25 protein-coding genes are annotated in these 23,934 nt (G+C 47.9%); 23 read left to right on the forward strand and 2 right to left on the reverse strand.

The features are described from left to right. Positions 1-17: 17 nt before the first annotated feature. From WC259_RS01005 to argH, 7 genes are all read left to right on the forward strand, one after another. On the forward strand, positions 18-1,094 hold the full coding sequence (locus tag WC259_RS01005; RefSeq protein WP_011309613.1) for a type IV pilus twitching motility protein PilT: 1,077 nt from the start codon (positions 18-20) through the stop codon (positions 1,092-1,094). Between the two features lie 90 nt (positions 1,095-1,184). Then, positions 1,185-2,402: a bifunctional glutamate N-acetyltransferase/amino-acid acetyltransferase ArgJ gene (gene argJ / locus WC259_RS01010; protein ID WP_061977387.1), complete on the forward strand. Its 1,218-nt coding sequence runs from the start codon at positions 1,185-1,187 to the stop codon at positions 2,400-2,402. Positions 2,403-2,408: 6 nt separating this feature from the next. Continuing rightward, a complete protein-coding gene (gene argB / locus WC259_RS01015) occupies positions 2,409-3,227 on the forward strand; it encodes an acetylglutamate kinase (protein ID WP_061977389.1) in 819 nt (272 codons plus the stop codon). A gap of 72 nt (positions 3,228-3,299) precedes the next feature. Continuing rightward, complete coding sequence (locus tag WC259_RS01020) at positions 3,300-4,496, forward strand: acetylornithine transaminase (RefSeq protein WP_011309616.1); 1,197 nt, start codon at positions 3,300-3,302, stop codon at positions 4,494-4,496. A gap of 6 nt (positions 4,497-4,502) precedes the next feature. Continuing rightward, complete coding sequence (locus tag WC259_RS01025; protein WP_011309617.1) at positions 4,503-5,393, forward strand: hypothetical protein; 891 nt, start codon at positions 4,503-4,505, stop codon at positions 5,391-5,393. 62 nt (positions 5,394-5,455) lie between these two features. Continuing rightward, positions 5,456-6,676: an argininosuccinate synthase gene (locus WC259_RS01030; RefSeq protein ID WP_011309618.1), complete on the forward strand. Its 1,221-nt coding sequence runs from the start codon at positions 5,456-5,458 to the stop codon at positions 6,674-6,676. Continuing rightward, a complete protein-coding gene (gene argH, locus WC259_RS01035; RefSeq protein ID WP_011309619.1) occupies positions 6,677-8,062 on the forward strand; it encodes an argininosuccinate lyase in 1,386 nt (461 codons plus the stop codon). Positions 8,063-8,071: 9 nt separating this feature from the next. Here the strand turns inward: argH and rpmB are convergent, their stop codons facing one another. After that, positions 8,072-8,260: a 50S ribosomal protein L28 gene (gene rpmB / locus WC259_RS01040; RefSeq protein WP_011309620.1), complete on the reverse strand. Its 189-nt coding sequence runs from the start codon at positions 8,258-8,260 to the stop codon at positions 8,072-8,074. A 128-nt stretch (positions 8,261-8,388) separates the two neighbouring features. Here rpmB and WC259_RS01045 point away from each other — a divergent pair, with 128 nt between their 5' ends. From WC259_RS01045 to argS, 8 genes are all read left to right on the forward strand, one after another. Next, entirely contained in the window at positions 8,389-10,023 is a 1,635-nt protein-coding gene (locus WC259_RS01045) for a DAK2 domain-containing protein (RefSeq protein ID WP_011309621.1), read from the forward strand. 9 nt (positions 10,024-10,032) lie between these two features. Continuing rightward, positions 10,033-10,872: a DegV family protein gene (locus WC259_RS01050; RefSeq protein WP_012034060.1), complete on the forward strand. Its 840-nt coding sequence runs from the start codon at positions 10,033-10,035 to the stop codon at positions 10,870-10,872. Positions 10,873-10,888: 16 nt separating this feature from the next. After that, a complete protein-coding gene (locus WC259_RS01055; RefSeq protein WP_012984436.1) occupies positions 10,889-11,731 on the forward strand; it encodes a DegV family protein in 843 nt (280 codons plus the stop codon). 24 nt (positions 11,732-11,755) lie between these two features. Next, on the forward strand, positions 11,756-12,601 hold the full coding sequence (locus WC259_RS01060; protein WP_012034062.1) for a DegV family protein: 846 nt from the start codon (positions 11,756-11,758) through the stop codon (positions 12,599-12,601). A gap of 29 nt (positions 12,602-12,630) precedes the next feature. Then, a complete protein-coding gene (locus WC259_RS01065; protein ID WP_012984437.1) occupies positions 12,631-13,563 on the forward strand; it encodes a DegV family protein in 933 nt (310 codons plus the stop codon). Positions 13,564-13,689: 126 nt separating this feature from the next. Beyond that, positions 13,690-16,146 (forward strand): ATP-dependent DNA helicase RecG, encoded by a 2,457-nt coding sequence (gene recG / locus WC259_RS01070; RefSeq protein WP_015407164.1) that lies wholly within the window; start codon positions 13,690-13,692, stop codon positions 16,144-16,146. A 14-nt stretch (positions 16,147-16,160) separates the two neighbouring features. After that, on the forward strand, positions 16,161-17,435 hold the full coding sequence (locus WC259_RS01075) for a deoxyguanosinetriphosphate triphosphohydrolase family protein (RefSeq protein ID WP_011309627.1): 1,275 nt from the start codon (positions 16,161-16,163) through the stop codon (positions 17,433-17,435). Between the two features lie 77 nt (positions 17,436-17,512). Beyond that, entirely contained in the window at positions 17,513-19,183 is a 1,671-nt protein-coding gene (gene argS / locus WC259_RS01080; RefSeq protein WP_015407166.1) for an arginine--tRNA ligase, read from the forward strand. A 92-nt stretch (positions 19,184-19,275) separates the two neighbouring features. Here argS and WC259_RS01085 read toward each other — a convergent pair whose 3' ends face one another. Beyond that, complete coding sequence (locus WC259_RS01085) at positions 19,276-19,506, reverse strand: Lrp/AsnC ligand binding domain-containing protein (RefSeq protein WP_011309629.1); 231 nt, start codon at positions 19,504-19,506, stop codon at positions 19,276-19,278. Between the two features lie 160 nt (positions 19,507-19,666). Here WC259_RS01085 and WC259_RS01090 point away from each other — a divergent pair, with 160 nt between their 5' ends. The 8 genes from WC259_RS01090 to acpP all read left to right on the forward strand — a co-directional run bounded on the left by WC259_RS01090 (position 19,667) and on the right by acpP (position 23,900). After that, a complete protein-coding gene (locus WC259_RS01090) occupies positions 19,667-20,506 on the forward strand; it encodes an enoyl-ACP reductase (RefSeq protein ID WP_303677704.1) in 840 nt (279 codons plus the stop codon). Positions 20,507-20,536: 30 nt separating this feature from the next. After that, complete coding sequence (locus WC259_RS01095; RefSeq protein WP_012984441.1) at positions 20,537-20,740, forward strand: hypothetical protein; 204 nt, start codon at positions 20,537-20,539, stop codon at positions 20,738-20,740. A gap of 75 nt (positions 20,741-20,815) precedes the next feature. Further along, the gene (locus WC259_RS01100) at positions 20,816-21,259 is read left to right on the forward strand and encodes a DUF177 domain-containing protein (protein ID WP_015407168.1); all 444 of its coding nucleotides are present in this window, start codon (positions 20,816-20,818) and stop codon (positions 21,257-21,259) included. A gap of 4 nt (positions 21,260-21,263) precedes the next feature. Beyond that, positions 21,264-21,482 (forward strand): 50S ribosomal protein L32, encoded by a 219-nt coding sequence (gene rpmF, locus WC259_RS01105; RefSeq protein WP_011309633.1) that lies wholly within the window; start codon positions 21,264-21,266, stop codon positions 21,480-21,482. Positions 21,483-21,507: 25 nt separating this feature from the next. After that, a complete protein-coding gene (fabD, locus tag WC259_RS01110; protein ID WP_015407169.1) occupies positions 21,508-22,440 on the forward strand; it encodes an ACP S-malonyltransferase in 933 nt (310 codons plus the stop codon). Next, on the forward strand, positions 22,440-23,192 hold the full coding sequence (gene fabG, locus WC259_RS01115) for a 3-oxoacyl-[acyl-carrier-protein] reductase (protein ID WP_012034070.1): 753 nt from the start codon (positions 22,440-22,442) through the stop codon (positions 23,190-23,192). Before fabD ends, fabG begins: the two co-directional genes overlap by 1 nt. An 11-nt stretch (positions 23,193-23,203) precedes the next feature. Beyond that, positions 23,204-23,635, forward strand: coding sequence for a transcription antitermination factor NusB (gene nusB, locus WC259_RS01120; protein WP_011309636.1), 432 nt, complete (start codon positions 23,204-23,206; stop codon positions 23,633-23,635). Between the two features lie 4 nt (positions 23,636-23,639). Next, entirely contained in the window at positions 23,640-23,900 is a 261-nt protein-coding gene (gene acpP, locus WC259_RS01125) for an acyl carrier protein (protein ID WP_011309637.1), read from the forward strand. Positions 23,901-23,934: the final 34 nt, after the last annotated feature.

A 23,934-nucleotide genomic window follows, 5' to 3' on the forward strand; every position in this document is an offset into this window, starting at 1 on the left:
ATTGGGGAGGTGTAATCTTGATAGAGATATATGAACTTCTGAAACTGGTAGTGGACAAAGATGCTTCAGATTTGCATATCAAGGCCCCCACCTCACCTGTCCTGCGGATAAACGGAGACCTGATACGCCAACCCCAATATCCGCCGATTACCCCGGAAGATGCCGAACAAATTTTCAAGTCCATCACCACCCCTCACCAGCAAGAGGTATTTGCATCTGATAATGAACTGGATTTTGTTTACTCCGTCACCAATCTGGCCCGCTTCAGGGTAAATGTACTCCGCCAGAGAGGCAGTCTAAGTCTGGCCTTCAGGGTGGTACCCTTTGTTATCCGCAATGTAGACGAACTTAACCTGCCCCCCATTTTGAAAAGCCTGATTATCCGCCCCAGAGGGCTGTTGCTGGTTACCGGCCCTACCGGTAGCGGCAAATCTACAACTCAGGCTGCCATGATAGAACACCTGAACAACTGCCGCAGATCCAATGTGATTACTATTGAAGACCCCATAGAGTATCTTTTCCATGATAACGAGTGCATTATATCCCAGCGTGAACTTGGGGGAGACACCCGTTCTTTTGCTATAGCTTTGAAACACGCCCTCCGCCATGACCCGAATGTAATTGTAATTGGCGAAATGAGAGATCTGGAAACCATATCCACCGCTATTGCCGCCGCCGAAACAGGCCATTTGGTAATAGGCACACTCCACACCACCGACGCCCCCCAAACAGTAGACCGTTTGATAGATATGTTCCCCCCTTCCCAACAGCAACAAATTCGCCTCCAGCTTTCCCAAGTATTGGAAGCCATTATCTCCCAGACACTTATCCCCCGCATGGATAACAAAGGCCGGGTGGCCGCCTTTGAAATACTGATTGCCAACAATGCCGCCCGCAACCTTATCCGCGAGGGTAAAACTTTTGAACTGCTGACAGTGATGCAACTGGGTAAAAACGATGGCATGCAAACGCTGGATAATGAACTGACCCGTCTGGCCAAAGAAGGAATCATAAGTGTAGAAAACGCTGTATTAAAAAGCAGTAATCCGGAAAGATTGCGCAAATCTTTGTCCAATCTAGGTCACGGGGCCTGAAAATAAAGCTCTATCTGGATGTAAATTCCACCTTATATAACCGCCTTTTCAAATTGCCCTCTGGGTTGGGAAGTGGTATATTCTAATGCTATGAAAAGCAGTATAGATATTTTGCCTGATGGCAGCATTACCACACCCAAAGGTTTTAAAGCCGGTGCGATTTATGCCGGTATCAAGAAAAAATCCAAGAACAATTTGGATCTGGCTATCTTATATTCAGACACACCCTGCATTGCCGCAGGCATATTTACCACCAATAAATTCCGGGCTGCCCCGGTGTATATTTCAGAACACAATCTGGGCTTCACCGATAACCGGGCCATTGTAGTCAACAGCGGTTGTGCCAACGCGGGCACAGGCGAAGCCGGCATGGCAGATGCCATTGAAATGGTGAAAGCCACAGCTGAAAGCCTGAATATGCAACCCAAAGACGTACTGATAGCTTCTACCGGGGTTATCGGACACCGCCTGCCTATAGATAAAATAAAGGAAAATGTCCGCCTGATAGGTCTTTCCCAACGCAACGGGCATGAATTTGCCCGGGCTATTATGACCACCGACACCCGCAGTAAAGAGATTGCGGTACAGGTAAATATAGAGGGTTTCCAGTTTTATATAGCCGGCGCTGCCAAAGGGGCAGGCATGATTCACCCTAATATGGCTACTATGCTGGGTTTTATAACTACAGACGCATCTGTAAGCAAAGAGTTTTTGCAGTTTGCCCTTAAAGAAGCGGCTGACGTCAGCTTCAATATGATAACTGTAGATGGTGACACATCTACCAATGACAGCCTTTTTATGCTCTCCAACGGGCAAGCGGAAAACCCCACCTTTGCCGGAAATACTGAATATTCACTGGTATTCCAGCAGGCACTTACCATTGTCTGCCAAAATCTGGCTAAAAGCATTGCCAGAGACGGCGAAGGCGCCAAACGGCTGATTGAAATACAGGTGGAGGGCGCAGCCAATCTGGAAGATGCCAGACTGATTGCCCGCGTAATAGCCGGCTCACCCCTGGTAAAAACTGCCGTCCACGGGGCAGATCCCAACTGGGGACGGATACTGGCAGCTGCCGGACGGGCCGGGGCTGATTTTGATATAGACATGGTAGACCTGTACCTTGGGGAAAGCCCGGTACTCCTTAAGGGTGCACGCACAGGCGTGGACGAAAAGGAACTTTCTTCGTGGCTTAGACAGGTAGAGGTTATTATAAAGCTTAACCTTAACCTTGGTCAGGGTAAAGCTACTGCTTGGGGCTGTGACCTTTCAGCCGAATATGTAAAAATAAATGCAGACTACACTACTTAAACCGAGATGGAAATGACCCAATCAAGTAACCATATAGTTGTTATAAAGCTGGGAGGTTCAGTCCTTGACTCAAAGGACACCTCCCTGAAAGATATTACCACCCTGAAACAGCTGGGATTAAAACCGGTGCTAATTCATGGCGGTGCCAGCACGGTAAGCGCTTGGTCTGCCAAGCTGGGATTGGAAACACGCCTTGTTAACGGCGAACGGGTAACAGATGACGCTACTCTGGACGTGGTAGCCGCCATTCTGGCCGGGCTGGTAAACAAGGAAATCGTAGCCGCTCTGCTGGATATGGGCATAAAAGCCGCCGGCATCTCTGGGGTAGACAGCGCTACCATAACCGGACAAATACGGGCAACCGAAACCGGCTATCTGGGAGATGTGGTACAGGTAAACACCGAACTTATCACCGCCCTGCTGGATGCGAATATAACCCCGGTAATCTCACCGGTCAGTTTTCACCAAATAAACCGCCCCTCCGGAAGCCGCCGCCTGTTAAATATAAACGGCGACCCGGTAGCCGGAGAAATTGCCTCCGCACTCCAAGCTGAACGGCTTGTATTTTTGACAGATGTTCCTGCCGTAAAGGGCAAGAATGGCGAAGCACTGGGTGAAATAAGCGCAGACCATGCCGCCGAACTGCTGGCTTCAGGTACAGCTTCGGGAGGTATGATACCCAAACTCCGTTCCTGCCTTAAGGCTACACTGGCAGGTTCCTCTGCCTGTATTATAGACGGCAGAAAACCCCATATGCTGATACGTGAACTTACCGAGGGCAATTGCGGTACTACAGTAACCGGCCAGCATCTCAGGCGCAGTTAGACATAGTAACCTGTTAACCCGGCAAATTGCCTCCCAAAAGAAGGCGATAATACTTTAATAAAAGAGGTTAAAATGGATAACTGGCAAGAGCTTGAACATAAGTACTACATGCAGACTTTCTACCGCGCGCCTATCACTATTGTGAAGGGGCAGGGTGCAAAAGTCTGGGACGATAAAGGCAAAGAATATCTGGATTTTGTGGCAGGCTGGGCGGTAAACAGTCTGGGGCACTGCCATCCGGCGGTGGTCAAGGCTGTTACTGAGCAGGCTGGCACCCTTATACAGACTTCCAATAATTTTTACACCATTCCCCAGCTTAATCTGGCCAAACTGCTGATTGATAACAGCTGTCTAGACCGTATTTTCTTTTGCAATAGCGGTACTGAAGCTAGTGAAGGAGCAGTCAAACTGGCTCGCCGCTACGGCAAGCTGAAACTGAAAGGGGCTTACGAGGTTATTACCGCCACCGGCTCTTTCCACGGGCGGACTCTGGCTATGGTCTCGGCATCCGGCCAGAGCAAATACCAGGAGCCCTATACTCCCCTGCCAACCGGATTTGTAAACGTGGAATACAATAACCCGAAAGCTATAAAAGTGGCTATCACAGACAAGACCTGTGCCGTTATGCTAGAACCCATACAGGGTGAAAGCGGAGTTAACGTACCTGATGCAGGATATCTCAAAGAAGTACGCAAAATCTGTGACGAAGCCGGCATACTTTTGATACTGGATGAAATTCAAACCGGTATCGGCCGTACCGGCAAACTTTTTGCTTATGAACATTTCGGCATTGAGCCGGATATTATCACTCTGGCCAAAGGGCTGGCTTCAGGCGTACCCATCGGGGCATTTATGGCCAAAGAAAGCGCCTCGGTCTTTGCCAAAGGCGAACACGGTTCTACCTTCGGGGGTAACCCATTGGCCTGTGCTGCCGGCTATGCCACTATGAAATTTATTCTGGATAACCATATCTCCGAACACGCCGCTGCCATGGGCAAATACCTGATAAAAGGGCTGGAAAAACTAAAGGCTAAGCACAGTATTATACAAGGCTATCGCGGTTGCGGGCTGCTGATGGCACTGGATTTCAAAGCCGATATTGCCAAAGAGCTGGTATCAAACTGCCTGAGCGAAGGGCTGCTGCTGAATGCGGTTAAGCCCAATGCCCTGCGGTTTATGCCTTCGCTGAATATTACTGAAGCAGATATAGATGAGGCACTATCCAAACTGGACAATGTTCTCACCCATTCTGAAAGTGCCGGGGTCTAAAGGCTGATGGACTGGGGCATACTGAAGATTATTTTGGGTATTGTTATCCTGCTGGCAGTAGGAGCTTGCGTGCTTTTGCTGGCTGATCCTTTACCCGTTCCGGGTATATTCCGAAACAGTTCAGGTGAAAAGCTGGATAAAGATGACCTGTCTGAAGTGCCTGAAAATATATGCAACGAAGCGGCTAAACTGGCTGTCCAGTTTTTCCCTGATAACCCTGCCAAACAGTCTGAATATCAAAAAAATCTGCTTGCGGCCTATCTGACCATCAAAAATATTGATTTACTGCTTCTTTTTAACCCCGGCGGCTTCGGTTATGCCCGAATTTCTGCCTCCAAAGGCTGGGAAAGCATTACGACGGGCATAAGTGAGCTCACCAAAAGCTGGGGGCTTAGGACACTGGTGCTGGATTACCAGCGTACCGCCCACAGCCTGACCGGGAAGTTCAGCGAAGTGCTGGCCTCCAGCAGCCATTCCGTCAGCAAGGCCAGGGAGCTTTCTTCCAAATTGATTTTCCTGCTGAAATACCTGCCCAACTTGAAAATAGTGCTGGGTAGTGAAAGTAACGGCAGTGTTTCAGCTAATAATACCTTGCTGTTCCTTAAGGATAACCCCAGCGTAGTCAGCATTGAAACCGGACCGCCTGTCTGGCACAAGGGGTTTGACCATGAAAGGCGGCTACTTCTGCGAAGCAACGGACTGGTACCGGATTCGTTTAGCTACGGGGATATCAAAACCATACTTTCCGCCAATTTCATGGCACTCTTCGGGCGTTCGCCTAAAAGCCCGGGCAATGTGCTTCTGTATATAGGCGCTCCGGGACATGAATATTCATGGGAACATGCAGAAGTAAAAAACCAGATAACTAATTTTTTAACAAATAAGTTAAAAACGTAAAAATAACTGGACTTCAGCCAGAGGTTAGTAGATAATAAATCAATTGTTTAAGGAAGGTTCTTATGTCTGAAAAAGTTGTGCTGGCATACTCCGGCGGGTTAGATACCTCAGCCGCCGTCAAATGGCTTCAGGAAAAATACGGCATGGATGTGATTGCCGTTACTATAGACGTGGGTAATGAAAAAGATTTTACCCTGATAAAGGAAAAAGCCCTGAAGGTAGGCGCTAAAAAAGCCTATGTACGGGATGTGCGCAAGGAATTTGCCGAGGATTATATCTGGAAAGCTATCAAAGCCAATTCCATGTACGAAGGCGTCTATCCGCTGGCAACCGCCCTTGCCCGCCCCCTTATTGCCAAGGTTATGGTAGATATAGCCCTTGAGGAAGGGGCTACCGCCATTGCCCACGGTTGTACCGGCAAAGGCAATGACCAGGTACGCTTTGACGTGGGTATAAATACCCTTGCCCCCCATTTGAAAATTATTGCTCCGGCCCGCCAGTGGGGCATGACCCGCGAGCAGACCATGGAATACGCCCAGAAATGGGGCATTCCCGTACCTATTTCGGTTAAAAACCCCTTCTCTATAGATGAAAACCTGTGGGGACGGAGTATAGAGTGCGGTCTGCTGGAAGACCCTTGGAACGAGCCTATTCCCGAGGTATTTGCCTGGACCCGACCGGTGGAAGAAACCCCGGATGAGCCCGAATATTTGGAAGTAGAGTTTGAACAGGGTGTGCCTGTGGCTGTAAACGGAGAAAAACTGTCTCCTCTGGCGCTAATCCAGAAGGTGCATGATATTGCCAGTTTGCACGGGGTAGGCCGTATTGACCACGTGGAAAACCGTCTGGTAGGCATAAAATCCCGCGAGATTTACGAAGCCCCGGCCGCGGTTGTCCTTATTGCCGCCCATCAGGCTTTGGAGGCCATGACCCTTTCCAAGAGCCAATTACGCTTTAAGCAGATGGTGGAAGCTACCTATTCGGATATTATTTATAACGGTCTGTGGTTCTCTGCCCTGCGGCAGGATCTGGACGCTTTTATAGACTCCAGCCAGCGTTTTGTCAGCGGCACAGTCCGCCTGAAACTCTCCAAGGGAAGTTTCCGGGTAGTGGGACGCAAATCCCCATATTCCCTGTACCACAAGGGTATGGCCACTTACGATAAGGGCGACCAGTTTGACCCGTCTTCGGCAGTGGGTTTTATAACCCTGTGGGGGCTTCAAGCCAAACTGCAGGCCCAGCTTCAACCTATTTTGGAAGAAGAAAAGGGGAATAAATCCTAAATGAGCCATATCCGAAGCCGCTTTTCAAAACCGGCAGATGAACTGGTGGTCAGATATACCACCTCTCTGCCCTTTGACTGGCGTTTATACAAAGAAGATATAAAATGCTCAACCGCCCATGCCCGCATGCTTTCAAAACAGGGCATTATTTCGGCTGAAGACAGCCAGTCCATAATAAACGGGCTAAATACTATCCTCACCGAAATAGAAACAGGCAGTTTCGTATTTAAACCCGAAACGGAAGATATCCACATGGCCATAGAGGGGCGTCTTTTTGAGCTTATTGGCGAAGCGGCCGGCAGACTGCACACCGCCCGCAGCCGAAACGATCAGGTAGCAACAGATGTACACCTTTTTGTCAAAAATGCCTGCGATGAAACTATTAATAAAATACGCACCCTTCAGGGAGCTTTGCTGGAACAGGCGGAAGCACACCCGCAGACTGCCCTGCCCGGTTATACCCATATGCAAATAGCCCAGCCGGTGCTTCTTCCCCACCACCTGCTGGCTTACTTTGAAATGCTGGAACGTGACTGCGGGCGTTTTACAGATGCCCGAAAACGGGCGGATGTAATGCCGCTTGGCAGCGGGGCTCTGGCAGGTGTACCCTACCCGCTTGACCGCGAAATGGTGGCCAAAGAACTGGGTTTTTCGGCTATCAGTCAAAACTCGCTGGATGCGGTTTCAGAGCGGGACTTTATACTGGAATACCTTTCAGACGCCGCAATATGCCAGATGCACCTCTCCAGACTGAGTGAAGAGATGGTGATATGGTCTTCAGCTGAATATGCCTTTGTAGAGCTTGATGACGCCTATACCACCGGCTCAAGCATTATGCCCCAAAAGAAAAACCCGGACGTGGCCGAACTCTGCCGCGGCAAGACCGGGCGGGTATACGGCTCTCTGAATACCATGCTGACCGTCATGAAGGGGTTGCCTCTTTCCTATAACCGAGACCTGCAGGAAGATAAAGAACCCCTGTTTGACTGTGTGGACACTCTGGGGGACAGCCTTGAAGTATTTGCCGGTATGATAAAAACCGCCAAGTTCAAGCCTGAACGTATGCTTCGGGCTTTGGAAAAGGGTTATGTTCTGGCAACTGATATTGCCGATTATCTGGTGGGCAAAGGCGAAAGTTTCCGTAACTCACACGGCATTGTGGCACGGCTGGTGAGCTATGCTGTCGCTCAAAATAAAACCTTTGGTGAGCTCAGCCTTGCGGAATACCGCCAGTTTTCAAACCTGTTTGAAAAAGATATTTATGCTGTAGATATAAAGTCAGCCCTAAATGCCCGCAACCTGCCCGGCGGAACTGCACCAAAACAAATAGCCCAGGCAATTGCCCGGGCTAAGAAAATACTTGCTGAAGCTGGAGTTAAAAACTAAATGACTGTATTAGGCAGTTTTAGCAAGCTTGGCCTGAGTGCGGATACAACGGGTGCACAGTTTCATGCGAACTTCAGTGCCATTAACGGCAATCTTGGCGGAATGAATATTGGGCATCCACATCCGGTTAGTGCGCCTCTTGGAATGGCTTACATTATGCCCAAACGAAGGGGTCTTGCCACACATTTCACATTTCATAGTTTTAAAAGATTTACTCCTTTGACTGAACCACTAAATTCATATAAAATCCGACTAGTAAATATATCATAGCACTTTGCCCTTTACAAGTTTGACCACTTAGAATTGCTATAAGCAAAGGTGAAAAAATGACACAGAACGGAAACATCAGCGGTGCCCAATTTAGAGATATGGTGGCAGCTGCTACAAACTGGCTGGAAAAAAGCTCCCAAGATATTGACGCTTTAAACGTATTTCCTGTTCCTGACGGGGATACCGGTACAAATATGTTACTAACCATGCGCTCGGCAGTAGAAGAAACCTACAAATACCACGAGCCGGACGTCTCAACCGTAGCCTTGGCCATAGCCAAGGGTTCTTTAATGGGCGCCCGCGGCAACAGCGGTGTCATACTCTCCCAGATATGGCGGGGTGTTTCCATTGCCCTGAAGGATAAGACGGCTATATGCGCATCTGACTGGGCGGTAGCCATGAAACAGGCCTCGGAGACCGCTTATCAGGGGCTGAATAATCCGGTGGAAGGCACTATCCTGACCGTACTCAGAGACGTAGCCACTGCCAGCCAGCAAGAGGTTGAAAGCGGTATTACCAGCGTAAGTGAGCTGGTGGAAAAAGGCATGACCGCAGCCGGTGAATCCGTGGCCAATACCCCCAGCCTGCTCCCTGCCCTGCGTGAAGCCGGGGTGGTAGACGCCGGCGGACAGGGTTTTTATACTATTTTGGAGGGTTCACTCCATTTCCTGCGGGGTGAGATTGAGGACATGCAGTTCCGCAAATCCCGGGTTATTACCGGCAATATCCCCACCGGCAACCTGTCCGGACAATACGTGGTAGATGATGAAGAAGCCTTTGGCTATTGTACCGAGTTTTTGCTCAAGGGCGAAAATATGGATATTGACAAGATACGCGAACGCTTAAAGAAAAAAGGCGTCTCGCTTATAGTTGTCGGTGACCCCACTACTGTGAGGGTACATATACATACCCTGAAACCCGGCAGTGTTATGAACTATGTGGGCGAGCTGGGTACCATGCACAAGGTCAGCGTACGCAATATGGACGAACAGCACGAAGACTTTTTAGCCCTGCAAAAAGAACGCATGCCTTCGGTGGATACCGCCATTGTGGCCGTGGTAGCCGGAGACGGGCTGAAAGAAGTTTTCAAAAGTCTGGGTGCCCAGAGCATTATTTCCGGCGGGCAGACCATGAACCCGTCCACCAAGGATATACTACAAGCAGTGGAAGCCGCCCCTTCGGACAAGGTAATAATACTGCCTAACAATAAGAATATTATCCTGACTGCTATTCAGGTGGAAAACCTGACCAAGAAAAAGATAAAGGTCATTCCCAGCATCACCATACCCCAGGGCGTGGCAGCTTTGCTGGCTTTTGACTATGAAGCAGATTTTGATACCAACTTCAACCTGATGAAAGATGCCAAAGAGAGCGTTAAAACTATAGAGATAACCAGAGCTGTCCGTTCTACCAAACTGAACGGTCTCAATATAAAGAAAAAACAGGCTATCGGCCTGCTGGATGATGAGCTTTGTGCCGTAGGTGATGAACCCAAAGCTGTTCTTGATGAAATAATATCCAAACTGGATCTTTCCAAGTCAGAGGTCATAACCGTCTATTACGGGGCGGATACTACCGAAGAAGAAGCCAAAATACTGGAGACAGAACTTATAGAAAAGCACCCCTCACTTCAGGTTGAAATGGTGAATGGGGGACAGCCTCATTATAACTACACCGTTTCTATTGAATAGAAGGAAAATATGACGGTCAAAATAGTAACCGACAGCACTTCGGATATAAGCCAGAAGCTGGCCGCTGAACTGGGCATAACCGTAGTACCATTGACGGTTTCGTTTGGCAATGAACACTTTAAAGATGGTGTCAGCATAACACCTGAACAGTTTTTTACCCGCCTTACTTCCCAAAATATATATCCCACTACTACCCAACCCTCACCGGGATTATTTTTGGAAACTTTTGAGAAGTTGTGTGAAGAAACAGATGAGATACTGGTTATTACCGTTTCCTCAAAACTGTCAGGTACCCTTTCATCCGCTAAAAATGCCGCTGCCATTATACATGGCCGCTGCCAAGTGGAAGTGATAGATTCCCAAAGGGTTATCATGGGGACAGGGCTACTGGCTATATATGCCGCCGAACTGGCAAAAACCGGCCTTAACCTCAAGGAACTTAGCCAAGCCATCAGCCAAAAACTGGATGACTGCCACCCCATCATGTACTTTGATACCCTAACCTACCTGCACAAGGGCGGACGGATGGGCAAAGCCCAAAGTCTGGTGGGCACCATGCTTTCCATAAAACCCATTCTGAAGATGGAAGACGGCATTATCTGCCCGCTTTCCAAAGTGCGTTCCCGCAGAGCCGGCATGGACTACCTTTATAAGTTTATCAACTCTTACCCGAAGATAAAATACCTGGCGGTAGAACATGCCACCAGCCCGGAAGATGCCGATGAACTGGTGGAGAGACTGGGGAATATACTCCCGAAAGAACAAATCTTCAGGTCAAGAATTGGACCGGTTGTGGGTACTTATACAGGGGCAAATGCGGTAGCTGTCACCGTTCTGGAAGACAAATAATATTAAGGAGCTGAATATGGCAGTGAAAATAATAACCGACAGTACTTCTGATATTCCGCCCGAAATGGCTAAAAATATGGGGATTACGGTAATTCCCCTGACTGTATCTTTTGGAAATGAACACTTTCTGGATAATGTAACCCTTAAGCCTGATGAATTTTACCGCCGTCTTTCACTAAGCGGCATTTATCCCCATACCACTCAACCGTCACCGGCTGTCTTTAAAGAAAACTATGAAAAACTTATGCCACAGGCTGATGGCATACTGGTTATTAACATATCATCTAAACTTTCCGGCACCTACCAGTCTGCTTTAAGTGCCGTAACCATGCTGGAAAACATAAGCTGTCCTATAGAAATAATAGATTCACAGACAGTCAGCCTGGCACTGGGGTTACTGGCTATAAAAGCCAATGATTTGGCCAAAAGCGGGAAAACCTTGGGAGAGATAAAAGAAGCCATCACCCAAAGCCTGCCTGATGCCCAGCCGGTTATGTTTTTTGATACCCTGACCTACCTGCACAAAGGCGGCAGGATTGGCCGCGCCCAAAGCATGCTTGGTTCACTCCTTTCAGTAAAACCCTTACTTACAGTACGTGACGGGGTGGTTACCCCTTTGACCAGAGTACGCTCACTGCAAGCCGGCATGGACCAGCTTTACAACTTTGCCGCCCAACACAGTACCCTTGAATATGTAGGTATCGGTTATGCCACCTCTACCACTGATGCCTTAAAACTAAAGGAGCGCCTTGCCCCCTTGTTCCCGCCGGAAAAAATATACCTAACCCAGGTAGGACCGGTAGTAGGCACATATACAGGGCCGAATACCCTGTGTATAAACATAATCGGGAAAAGCTGATAACAGGATTTTGGAGGCTTTAATTTGAATGTCCAGATTGTAATTGACAGCACCTCTGATATTACACCCCAGATGGCCAAAGCCATGGGTAATGTACATATAATGCCGCTCACAGTGTCCTTCGGAAACGAACACTTTCAAGACGGCATAGATATAACCCCGGAAGAATTTTATACCCGCCTGCCGCAAGACGAGAATATCCCTACCACTACCCAACCCCTTCCCGGATATGTAATAGAATTGGTGACCCGCCTTTCCGAAGAAACCGACCAGATACTTATCCTTACCCTTTCCCAAAAACTCAGCGGCACTTACCAGTCTGCACTTTATACCAAAAAAACTCTTGAAAGCCCCACCTGCCGCATAGAGGTATTTGATACCAACCTGACTACGCTGGGGCACGGACTTAGGGCTATAAGGGCATCGGATATGGCCAAAGAAGGGGCAAATCTAGACCAGATACTGGAAGAACTTCGAAAGCCCCATAACTATTTGGCAGGAGTTATGTACTTTGATACTTTAAAATATCTGGCCAGAGGCGGACGGATTGGCAAAGCCCAAAGTTTGCTGGGAGCAATGCTTTCGTTCAAGCCCATTATCACCGTTCAGGACGGAGAGGTCAGCCCTGTAACCAGAGTGCGTTCGCGTCAGGCAGGCATGGATTATCTTTATAACTATGCCGCCAGCCGCAAAAATATCCGCTATCTGGGGGTTGAGCATGCCAATACACCTGAAGACGCCGAGGCTTTAATAGAACGTTTGGGGAATATTTTCCCCAAGGAAAAGATAATCCGTTCACGGATAGGCCCGGTAATCGGGACATCTATCGGCCCTAACGCTGTATGCGTGGTAGCTTGGGCAGACGCCTAATAAAATAACTTGATCAGAGGTACGGATATTTGAGCGTAAAAATAGTTACCGACAGCACCGTGGATTTACTTCCGGAAACTATAAAAGAACTGGGCATAACAATAGTACCGGTATACGTAATGTCCGGCAATAAAACCTACCGGGACGGGCTGGATATAACCCAAACCGAAATTTACAACCGCATGCTGACGGGTGAGCAGTTTACCACTTCCCAGCCCACTCCGGCTGACTTTGCCAGCGTTTACAAAAACCTTTCAAAAGAAACCGACCAGATAGTTTCCCTTATTATGAGCGCCAAACTATCTGGCACCTATAATTCGGCGGTGCAGGGGCGTGAACTGGCAAAAAGCAGCAGCAATATAGAAATGATAGATACCAAGGCTACATCCGGGGCTTTGGGCTTGCTGGCTACACAGGCAGCCGAAATGGCAAAAATGGGTGAAAGCGCAGGGAATATAATTGACACTGTCAGAAACAATATCCCTCACGTACACATATGGGCACTACTGGATACCGTTAAGTACGTACTAAGAAGCGGGCGTCTCAGCAGTGCATCCAACCTTATCAGCGGGGTTTTAAGTATCCGCCCCATGATTACCCTCAGGGAAGGTTCTCTCTGGCCTGCCAGTATTCACCGCACCCGTAATAAGGGACTGGAGAAACTGGCCGAACTGGTAAAAACCAACCGTAACGTGGAGGCAGTTCAGATAGTCCAAAGTGTAGACCTGGCGGAAGCCCAAACCCTGAAAGAAAAACTGGCTGACTTTATAGACCAGAGTAAAATCCATGTCTCACAGCTTGGACCTGCTTTGGGTGTTCACGGCGGACCCGGCACGCTGGTAGTGGCTATTAAGGAAAAACTGGGCAATATCGGCACTGCTACTGATGAAACTGAAGATAGAAAGTCATTTAAGCTGCCTTCCATCCACCTGCCCAAGCTGGGTTTTTCCAGCCTGCATTAGTGTTTTATAATATTCTGAACTTCAAGCCCTCCACTTAAAAGGAGGGCTTTTTACAATCTGGAATAGTGTGGACAAGTGCAGGTATATGGTCTATCATTTTTAAAAAACGACAGGCGGAGTATAAATTTGGGAGTAGATACCGGCGCCTTTAAAAAAATACTTCAACTGGAAGCTCAAAAAGGTTTTGCCGATACCGCCGTTATGGGCGGGCTGGACCACTTTCTGTCCCGCTGGGCGAAAGAAGCGGTAACCGGCATAAATAACCCGGATGACCTGCTTGATTTTCACCACCTGAAACTATCTGACCCCAACTATGCCAAAATGACTGAAGACAAACGCAGGGAATGGGTGGATGCGATACTGGCATTTCTGCCCAAACTGGAAAACCAGCCCATCGGTAGACCTGCACCCCAAAAAGCACCTAAAGCCAAGTCTCCTTCCAAAACACCTGCCAAACCCAAAGCAGACACCCGCCTGCCAGCCCTTGACGGGGACGTCTCTCTGGTAAAGGGTATCAGTGCCGCTACCGCCCCCAAATTTCACAAATTGGGTGTTAACACTGTACGTGATTTGCTTTACTATTTTCCAAACCGCCATCTGGATTACAGCCGTTTGAAAAAGATATCCCAGCTGGAAGCAGGACCGGAACAGACCATAATCGCCAATGTCTGGCAGTCCAAAGTGAATTTCATGGGCGGACGCCGCTCAACCGAAGCGGTACTGGGAGATGATACCGGCAACATGCGGGCGGTCTGGTTTAACAACCCGTATATGGTACGTAATTTGAAACCAAATGCCAGAGTAGTCCTTTCGGGACGGGTCTCTATATTTCAGGGCAGGCCTGTATTTGAATCTCCAGAGTGGGAAGAACTACCAGACGAAGCTGACCTTATCCATACCGGACGTTTAGTACCTGTCTACCCCCTGACTGCCGGGCTTCACCAGCGAAGCCTGCGCCGCCTGATGAAAAACTTTATAGACATTTCTTCCCCAAATATTTCAGATTTTATGCCTGCTGAAACCCTGAAACGCACCCGCTTGCTGCCACTTTCGGAAGCTATCCGACAGGCCCATTTCCCTGATGATGAAGAATTGAAAAATGCCGCCCGAAACAGGCTGGCTTTTGATGAACTGTTTATCCTCCAGTTGGGAGTACTGGCCAAGAAAAAACGCTGGCACGAACAGGCAGGACGGGCTTTAAACGTAAATATTCCGGATATAGACCGTTTTGTGTCTAAACTGCCATTTAAACTGACTGATGCTCAGACAAAGTGTCTGGCTGATATAAAAGCCGATATTTCCAAAGGCGTGCCCATGTCCCGCCTGCTTCAAGGTGAAGTGGGTTCGGGAAAGACTATAGTGGCGGTTATTTCCCTGTTTACCGCCGCCGCTAACGGGCTTCAGGGAGCTTTTATGGCACCTACCGAAATACTGGCCGAGCAGCATTTTAAAAGTGTCACCCGTCTTTTTGCCTCCATTGCCCGTGTAAGTACCCTTCTTGACGGGATATATACCTTTGAAGGTCTGCTTGACCGCCCGCTTAAGGTAGCTTTACTTATAAGCGATATGAAGGGCAGCCAGAAAGATATTTTAAAAGAAAAGATTAAAAAGGGTGAAGTTGATATAGCCATTGGCACCCATGCCCTTATCCAGAAAGAAATCCGCTTCAAATCACTGGGGCTGGCTGTTATAGATGAACAGCACCGCTTCGGGGTGGAACAACGCTCTGCCCTGCGGAGTAAAGGCCTAAATCCCCATATACTTATTATGACCGCCACTCCTATACCCCGCACTCTGGCTCTGACCCTGTACGGAGACCTTGACCTTTCAGTTATAGACGAACTGCCACCCGGACGCCAAAGCATAAAAACCCGCTGGTTAAAACCGGAACAGCGGAACAGCGCTTATACCTTTATCCGCAAACAGATTCAGGAGGGACGGCAAGCATTTATAATCTGTCCGCTGGTAGAGGAATCCGAAGTTATCCAAGCCAAAGCCGCCACCGCCGAATACGAAACCCTGTCTAGAGAGGTATTCCCCGAATCCAGAGTAGCCCTGCTGCACGGACGCATGAATGCCTCTGAAAAAGAGACCATAATGAGACACTTTAGCGAAGGCGAAATGGACATACTGGTTTCCACTCCGGTGATAGAGGTGGGGATAGACATACCAAACGCCGCTGTAATGCTGGTGGAAAGTGCCGACCGCTTTGGCCTTTCCCAGCTGCATCAGTTCCGGGGACGGGTGGGCAGAGGCACTGAGCAGAGCTACTGCATGTTTCTGGCCGAAAATCCGTCTCTACTGGGGCAGGAACGTTTGTCCATTATAGAAAGCACCCAGGATGGCTTTAAGCTGGCTGAAGAAGACCTGCGGCTACGCGGGCCGGGTGAATTTTTTGGCACCCGCCAGAGCGGCCTGCCAAACCTGCGTATGGCCAGCATATCTGACGTGGGGCTGCTGGAACAGGCACGCAAAGAGGCCACCCGTCTTTTTGAGTTAGACCCGGAGCTTAGCTTGCCCGAAAACGCCCCTCTGGAAGCAGAGGTAAGGCGTGTCTGGCCTAAAAAGAGCGAATGGAGCTAAAGGTAGAGGTTTAAATGATAAACAAATTCTTTATAGATAAAGATGGACCTCTGGGAAGTAGATTTTTTACTGAAGAAAATCAGCCTGACACTGATAAACGCGACCCTTTTCATCACGATAGAGACCGGATATTACACTCAACTGCTTTTCGCCGTCTTCAATATAAAACTCAGGTTTATGCCACACATGAAGGTGATTTATACAGAACACGTATGACGCATACACTTGAAGTAGCCCAAATTGCCAGAGGAATTGCAACTCACTTACAATTGCCAAAGGAGAATGAAAATCTTTGTGAAGCCATTGCTCTAGCCCATGATATAGGTCACTCTCCTTTTGGGCATACGGGTGAAGGCATACTGAACACATTACTTGAGGAGCACGGACGACATTTTGAACATAATGTTCAATCATACCGCATGGTTTCAAGGTTAGAACAAAAATATAGTACCTTCCAAGGTTTCAACCTCACAAAAGCCACCTTGAGTGGCATCATAAGACATCAAACGCCCTTTGATGAAACTAATAAAATAAAAACTGCCATAACAAAAGACATTTCAACCGAGGTTGCAGAATTCTTTGTTAATCCTCAACCTATACTAGAAGCTCAAATAGTAAATCTAGCCGATATGATTGCATATGCCGCCCATGATTCAGAAGATGCACTAGCCGTCGGTCTAATAAACTGGAACGACTTTGAGTCCAAACTTAACGAGGCAGGTATTAAATTTTACTCATCTGCAATTCATGCCCGCTTGTCAAAACGTGAAAATAAGTTCAACCAATCTTTCCCTAATAATCCTGAAACCTTGAAAAAAACAAAAAACAGATGGCTATCATGGGAAATAATCAATCATCTAGTTCAGGAAACAGTGAAAGAAACTACCAATAATCTTAGTTCTCTAGATAACAACGATAAAAATGCTCTGGTCAATCACTCAAAACCTATTGTATGCTTGCCCGAATCTCTGAACAGCGAAATCATATGCTTAGTGAAAGATGTGTTATTCAATAGTGTCTATCAGGATTACAGAGTAAAGATAATGGCAAGCAAAGCTGAACGAATCATCAAAACCCTTTTTGAAGAATATATGGCAAACCCCAAGACCTTACCCAAAATCACTCAAAGCAAACTACCCCCAGAGTTCATATTCGATAAAGGAAAAAGGACGAAAGATCAAACTGCAGAATTAGCACAAGTAGTAGTAGACTTCATCGCTGGAATGACCGATAAGTATGCCATGGACACATACCAAATATTTACTCAGGCCTATGAAAAAACCCTCTAGCCATTATCATCTTCCCATTCTGTGATATAATCTATGTTCCGGTTTAAACCCGAAGAATAAATACTCGGAGTATAGTTTTGAACAGTATCTTAGCTATCAAAAATATTATTATAGAGTCTCTAAGCCAAGCTATGGAAAAAGCCCGTCAGGAGGGGCAGATTCCGGCCCTAAGCGTGGATATAAGCATAGAGCACCCCCAAAAAACCAACTACGGTGACTATGCCACCAGCCTGCCTTTGCGGCTTGCCAAGGCTACCGGGAAACGCCCTATGGAGTTAGCCCAAATACTGGCAAGCTATATTGAAACCGGTTCCGGCATTTCTAAAGTAAGTGTAGCCCCTCCCGGCTTTATAAACTTCACTTTTTCAAAAGAGTGGCTGTGCAGTCTGGTGAAGACCATTCTGACTGAAGCGGGTAGCTACGGCAATATAAATATGGGCGGCGGAAGCCGTGTTCAAATAGAGTTCGTCAGTGCCAATCCCACCGGACCTATTCATATCGGGCACGGGCGGGGAGCAGTGCTGGGCAGTACTCTTTCAAACATACTCAAGGCCGCCGGATATTACGTTGAAGAAGAGTTTTATATCAATGATGCCGGCAGCCAGATAGATGCTTTCAAAAGAACCCTGTTTGCCCGTTACCAGCAGGCTTTGGGTAAAGATGCCGCTGTTCCTCAGGATGGTTATCACGGCCAGTACATGGTAGATTTGGCGGCCGAAATGGTAACAAAATACGGGGATAAGTACCTGCAAATGCCGGCTGACATTGCTCAAAATGACCTGGGCGAAATAGGCATGGCGCGCATGCTTTGCCTTATAAGTGACGACCTGAAAGCTTTGAAGGTGGATTTTGATATCTGGTTTTCAGAGAGGTCTTTATATAGCGGCGGGCAGTACAAAACCGCCATGGATATACTGTCCGGCAACAACTATATTGCCGAAAGAGACAACGCCACTTGGTTCAGCTCCACCCTGCTGGGAGACAGCAAGGACAATGTGATTGTCCGCAGTGACGGCACGCCCACCTATTTTGCTTCTGACATTGCTTATCACTACAACAAGTTTATTGAACGCAAGTTTGACCGGGTTATAAACATCTGGGGGGCAGATCATCAGGGGCATGTTTCCCGCATGAAGGCTATGGTAAGCGCTCTGGGTATCAACCCCGAACGTCTGACTACTCTGCTGTTCCAGATGATTACTTTAAAACGGGGCGGTGAGCTGGTTCGGCTTTCAAAACGCACCGGTGAAATAATAAGCCTGCGTGAGGTTATTGAGGAAGTGGGAGCAGATGCCTGCCGCTTTTTCTTCCTTGCCCGCTCTACTGAAAGCCAGATGGATTTTGATCTGGAACTGGCCAAAAAAGAATCAGCTGAAAATCCGGTATATTATGTACAGTACGCCCATGCCCGCATTTGCAGTATTTTACACCTTGCAGAGGAAAAACAACTGGATTACAGCACCGGTGATACCGATTTACTAGGGGAAGAAGCCGAACTTGAGCTTATCCGCAAGATGGCCGAACTGCCTGAGATCGTGGAGACAGTGTCCCGTACCCTTGAGCCCCACCACCTGACCTATTACGCTCAGGAACTGGCAAATGCTTTCCACCAGTTTTACAAAGACTGCCGGGTAATTTCGGATAACGCCGAATTGACCTGTGCCCGCCTGAAACTGGTAGACGCCAGCCGCATAGTGCTTGCCAGAACGTTGCACCTTATGGGTATGACCTCACCCGAAAGCATGTAGATAACCAACCCGCACCTTCAGATAAAATAAGGGCAGACTCAAAGTAGTCTGCCCTTTGCTTTTGGAGAGTATAATACTAACCGTAAAATAATTTAAAGAGCCAGACAGGTAACTGTGCGGGTAATGCCCTCCACCGCCTGTATCTTGGAGGTAATAAACTCACCCATTTCGGCAAGGGTATCCTGCTCTACTACCGCAATAATATCGTATGGCCCGGTTACCGCATCTATGCTATGTATACCGGAAACTTTCCTCAGGCTGGCGGCTATTTTCTTGGCCTGAGCAGGAGCGGCTTCAATAAGGACAAATGCTTTGGCAGACATATAAACCCCCTCGAATCTCTTTCAGAGACATATTTGAACTGTAATAAGAATACGCTTAATATTTGAATAAGGTAGTCTGTATGCCCTATAATATAACACACTTTTTGTGCATTTTTTATTTTTGTGACAAATTTATAAAATATTTTGACGGAGAGATATTATGACTCAAACGTCTTACGGGTTGCTCAAGGGTAAAAAGGGAATTATATTCGGCCCGCTAAATGAGCAAAGTCTGGGCTGGAAAATAGCCTTGGCCTGCTACCGCGAAGGAGCTGAGTTGGCTATTTCCAATGTGGCCACCGCACTTAAGATGGGCAATACCGCTGACCTGGCCCGGATTTGCGGTCAAGCCCCCCTGCTGGTAGCTGATGCCACCAGTGACGATGAGCTTAAAGCCTTGTTTTCCGAACTGAAAACCACGCTGGGAGAAATAGATTTTATAGTCCATTCGGTGGGCATGAGTGCCAATATCCGAAAGAAAATCCCTTACGAATCAACCAATTATATTTTTTATAACAAAGGGCTTGAAATTTCGGCCATATCCCTCCACAAAATAATCCGATATGCCCTTGAGGCCGGAGTACTCAAAGACAACGGCAGTATACTGGCTCTGACATATATTGGGGCGCAAAGGGTTTTTTCCCAGTACAACGATATGAATGATGCCAAAGCCCTGCTGGAAGCAATTGCCCGAAATTTCGGTTCCCGTCTGGCAGACCGCGGCATACGGGTAAACACTGTTTCCCAGTCACCTACCCGCACTTCGGCCGGTTCCGGGATAAGCAACTTTGACGCCATGTACGAATATGCCAATCTGCTTGCTCCGCTGGGAAATGCAAACGGCGAGGAATGTGCGGATTATGTGGTTACCCTGCTTTCAGACCTTAGCCGCAAGGTAACCATGCAAAACCTTTACCATGACGGCGGGTTCTCCAGTGCAGGCATCTCCGAAAAACTGCTCAAGCTGCTGGAACGTAACCAGCCTGAAGCCGGTGTATAATAGCTTTATCATTTTGAAAGAGAGCACCTAATGGACAAATACTTCAGCCGCCTGATGTTTATATCCGTTTTAGTTTTTCTGGTCAGTTTCTTTATCCATATCCTGCTGGTCAGTTTGTTCGAGATTGATGAAACCTTTTGGGTGATTTTGGGAATGGTGATAGCACCAGCCGGTTTTGCCATTGGGCTTATAGGGCATCTGGTGCTCCGCCTGAAAAACCGGAGTACCAAATAATCCCCTTTCAGGTTTTTAACTTGCATGTAATATAGCCTTAATCTATAATAAACTCTGTTTTGTACGAGGAAGATAGTGCTGCAATATAATGTAGCCCAGCTGCTGAAATCAGTCATCGGTGCCACCCGCATCTACCGGCTGGACGATGAAATAAATCTGGAAGGCAGTCCTATCAGGGTATCGGGTGAGATTACCTTTACCCGTATTGACCGCGGTCTACTGGTGACAGGGGTTCTTGATACCTATATGGACTTGGACTGTGTACGCTGTCTTAGGGAATTCAGTTGCCCGGTCAGCATCCGCCTTGAAGAACGGTTTCTGCCCACCGTAGACGTGGTGCACGGCTTCGAAGTGGACAACTCTGAAGAGCTTGACGCCTTTTTTATTGACGAGCACCATATTCTGGATTTGAGCGAAGTTATCCGCGAAGGTGCTATAATGGCAATACCCATGAAACCTCTGTGCTCCGGTGAGTGCCGCGGTTTTGAATATAAAACGAATACTAATTTAACGGAGTAAAATAATGGCTCTACCTAAAAGAAGACTTTCCCATTCCCGCCAGGGCAATCACCGGGCTCACGTAGCCCTTACCGCCCCGGCTGTAATGGAATGCCCCCAGTGCAACAGCCCCAAGCTCTCTCATCAGGCCTGTTCCGTCTGCGGTACTTACAATGGACGGACTGTGATTGATATGGAAGCTATTGCCAAGAAAAAAGCTGATAAATCCAAGGGTCAGCAGTAGTTTCCGGTTGGTCAGTTTTTAAGGCATGACTGAGATTAAAACAGCTTATGTCTTCCCCGGTCAGGGTGCTCAGTTCGTGGGCATGGGACGGGATTTGTACTCGGAGTTTCATTCCGCCAGAGAGCTTTTTGACCTGGCGGATAAAGCTTTGGGGTTTTCGTTGTCTAAATTATGTTTTGAAGGACCTGAAGAAGACCTGAAGGACACCCGCCACTCCCAGAGTGCCATTGTCTGCCACAGCCTGTCTGCCCTTTCGGCTTTTATAGAAAGCGGCAAATCAAAGCTTCTGCCTGAACCCTCTTTTGTAGCAGGGCATTCACTGGGTGAATATTCGGCTCTGGGTGCAAGCGGAATACTCACCTACGTACAAGCTATTTTACTTGCCCGCAAACGGGGAGAACTCATGGCTGAAGCAGCCGCCAAAACCCCCGGTGCCATGGCCGCCGTTATAGGCATATCCCAAGAAATACTGTCTGATATCTGCCTGAAAACAGGCTGTTACATAGCTAATTTCAATTCTCCCGGACAGCTGGTTATCAGCGGTCTGAAAGAGGCTGTAGACCAAGCATCTGCCCAAGCCACAGCCAGCGGAGCTATGAAAGTAGTAACCCTGCAGGTAAGCGGCGGTTTCCATACCCCTCTCATGTCGCCTGCTTCCACAGGTTTAAAAGAAATGCTGAACTCTATGGATTTTAAGACCGCCCGAATACCGCTGGTGGCCAATACCAGTGCTTGCCCAGTTTCCACCCCGCAGGATGTAAAAGCCGAACTTTATTGCCAACTGACCGGTGGTGTCCAGTGGCAAAAAAGCATAGAGAATATGATTGCAAGCGGGGTAAATACCTTTGTTGAGATTGGGCCGGGTAAAGTACTGGCCGGACTGATAAAAAGAATTAACCGCAGTGTCAGTATCTACAATATAAATGATGCCGCTTCTATCCAGAATTTTAGCGTATAATGGGTAACATGCTTGGTTTAAATGGCAAAGTAGCCCTGATTACCGGCTCCGGCAGGGGCATAGGCAAAGCCATAGCTTTGCGGTTCGCCGAAGCAGGGGCAAAAGTGGTAGTAAACAGTCTGTCTCCCAATGGTGAAGAAACGGCCTCTCAGATACGTTCTCAGGACGGACAGGCCATATTCGTTCAGGCTGATGTAAGCCAAAGTAGCGGGGTAGAAGCCCTTTTCAAAGCCAGTCAGGAAGCCTTTGGCGGAGTGGATATACTGGTAAACAATGCCGGCATAACCCGTGACCAGTTGACCATGCGTCTGTCCGAAGAAGACTGGGACAGTGTAATACAAACCAACTTAAAGAGTGTTTTTTTGTGTTCCAAGGCCGCCCTCCGCCAGATGCTGAAAAACCGCTGGGGACGGATAATAAACCTCAGTTCCATAGTCGGTCTGAAGGGCAACCCGGGGCAGGCTAATTATGCCGCCGCCAAAGCCGGCATTCTGGGATTCAGCTATTCTTTGGCTAAAGAAGTGGCCAGCCGCAATATTACTGTCAATTCCATAGCACCCGGTTTTATAGAAACCGATATGACCGCAGCCCTGTCTGACGAACAAAGACAGGCTATAACAGCCCGAATACCCATGCAAAAACTTGGCACAGTGGAAGATATAGCCGCCTGTGCATTATACTTGGCACAAGAAGATGCCAAATACATTACCGGACAGGTAATTTGCCTGGACGGCGGTATGTCTATAATATAAGCGAGTAAAAAGTGACGACCAGCAGACGCAAAGCACGTGAAATAGTCCTTCAGGCTCTGTACGAACAAGACCTGGCAGGGCATAATGCCGAGGATGTTTTAAAACGCCTTTTAACCGAAAACCCCCAGACTGAAGAAAACGTAGAGTTTATTTTCAGGCTGACAAATGCCGTAGTCAAGCACAAGGACTTACTGGATGAAAATATCCGCCAGTTTGCCTCTGCCTGGCCGGTGGAACAGCTTTCATATATTGACCGGAATGTACTCCGGCTGGCTATTTTTGAAATTATCCATGAAAATGATGTACCGGTTAAAGTAGCTATCAACGAAGCAGTTGAACTTGCCAAATCATTTGGGGGCAACTCTTCTGCCAGATTTATAAACGGGGTTCTCAGTTCTGTCAGCAAAGCTCTGGCAGATACAGCAAACCAACGGGAGGAGTGAAGTAGTGGCAACGGTTTTTGAAAGAGTAAAAAAAGTTAGTGTTGAGCAGTTGGGCGCCGAAGAAAAAGATGTGGTGCTTACTGCCAGTTTTGCAGATGACCTGGGGGCAGATTCTCTGGATCAGGTAGAACTTATAATGGCACTGGAGACCGAATTCGGTACTCCCGAAACCAAGTTTGAGATACCTGATACTGACGCTGAAAAATTAAAGACGGTGCAGGCTGTAGTGGACTACTTGAAGTCCAAAGGCATAAAAGACAGCTAATACCGCCTCTAATACCACCAGATTCAAACAGTTT

This window comes from Dehalococcoides sp. (genome assembly GCF_041654235.1).
GTDB classification, from domain to species: Bacteria; Chloroflexota; Dehalococcoidia; order Dehalococcoidales; family Dehalococcoidaceae; genus Dehalococcoides; species Dehalococcoides mccartyi_B.

Excerpts from the sequence above, each read along its gene's own strand:
- argJ (WP_061977387.1), top strand. The coding sequence starts at position 1,185 with ATGAAAAGCAGTATAGATATTTTGCCTGATGGCAGCATTACCACACCC.
- argB (WP_061977389.1), top strand. The coding sequence starts at position 2,409 with ATGGAAATGACCCAATCAAGTAACCATATAGTTGTTATAAAGCTGGGA.
- WC259_RS01020 (WP_011309616.1), top strand. The coding sequence starts at position 3,300 with ATGGATAACTGGCAAGAGCTTGAACATAAGTACTACATGCAGACTTTC.
- WC259_RS01025 (WP_011309617.1), top strand. The coding sequence starts at position 4,503 with ATGGACTGGGGCATACTGAAGATTATTTTGGGTATTGTTATCCTGCTG.
- WC259_RS01030 (WP_011309618.1), top strand. The coding sequence starts at position 5,456 with ATGTCTGAAAAAGTTGTGCTGGCATACTCCGGCGGGTTAGATACCTCA.
- argH (WP_011309619.1), top strand. The coding sequence starts at position 6,677 with ATGAGCCATATCCGAAGCCGCTTTTCAAAACCGGCAGATGAACTGGTG.
- rpmB (WP_011309620.1), bottom strand. The coding sequence starts at position 8,260 with ATGAAATGTGAAATGTGTGGCAAGACCCCTTCGTTTGGGCATAATGTA.
- WC259_RS01045 (WP_011309621.1), top strand. The coding sequence starts at position 8,389 with ATGACACAGAACGGAAACATCAGCGGTGCCCAATTTAGAGATATGGTG.
- WC259_RS01050 (WP_012034060.1), top strand. The coding sequence starts at position 10,033 with ATGACGGTCAAAATAGTAACCGACAGCACTTCGGATATAAGCCAGAAG.
- WC259_RS01055 (WP_012984436.1), top strand. The coding sequence starts at position 10,889 with ATGGCAGTGAAAATAATAACCGACAGTACTTCTGATATTCCGCCCGAA.
- WC259_RS01075 (WP_011309627.1), top strand. The coding sequence starts at position 16,161 with ATGATAAACAAATTCTTTATAGATAAAGATGGACCTCTGGGAAGTAGA.
- WC259_RS01085 (WP_011309629.1), bottom strand. The coding sequence starts at position 19,506 with ATGTCTGCCAAAGCATTTGTCCTTATTGAAGCCGCTCCTGCTCAGGCC.
- WC259_RS01090 (WP_303677704.1), top strand. The coding sequence starts at position 19,667 with ATGACTCAAACGTCTTACGGGTTGCTCAAGGGTAAAAAGGGAATTATA.
- WC259_RS01095 (WP_012984441.1), top strand. The coding sequence starts at position 20,537 with ATGGACAAATACTTCAGCCGCCTGATGTTTATATCCGTTTTAGTTTTT.
- rpmF (WP_011309633.1), top strand. The coding sequence starts at position 21,264 with ATGGCTCTACCTAAAAGAAGACTTTCCCATTCCCGCCAGGGCAATCAC.
- fabD (WP_015407169.1), top strand. The coding sequence starts at position 21,508 with ATGACTGAGATTAAAACAGCTTATGTCTTCCCCGGTCAGGGTGCTCAG.
- fabG (WP_012034070.1), top strand. The coding sequence starts at position 22,440 with ATGGGTAACATGCTTGGTTTAAATGGCAAAGTAGCCCTGATTACCGGC.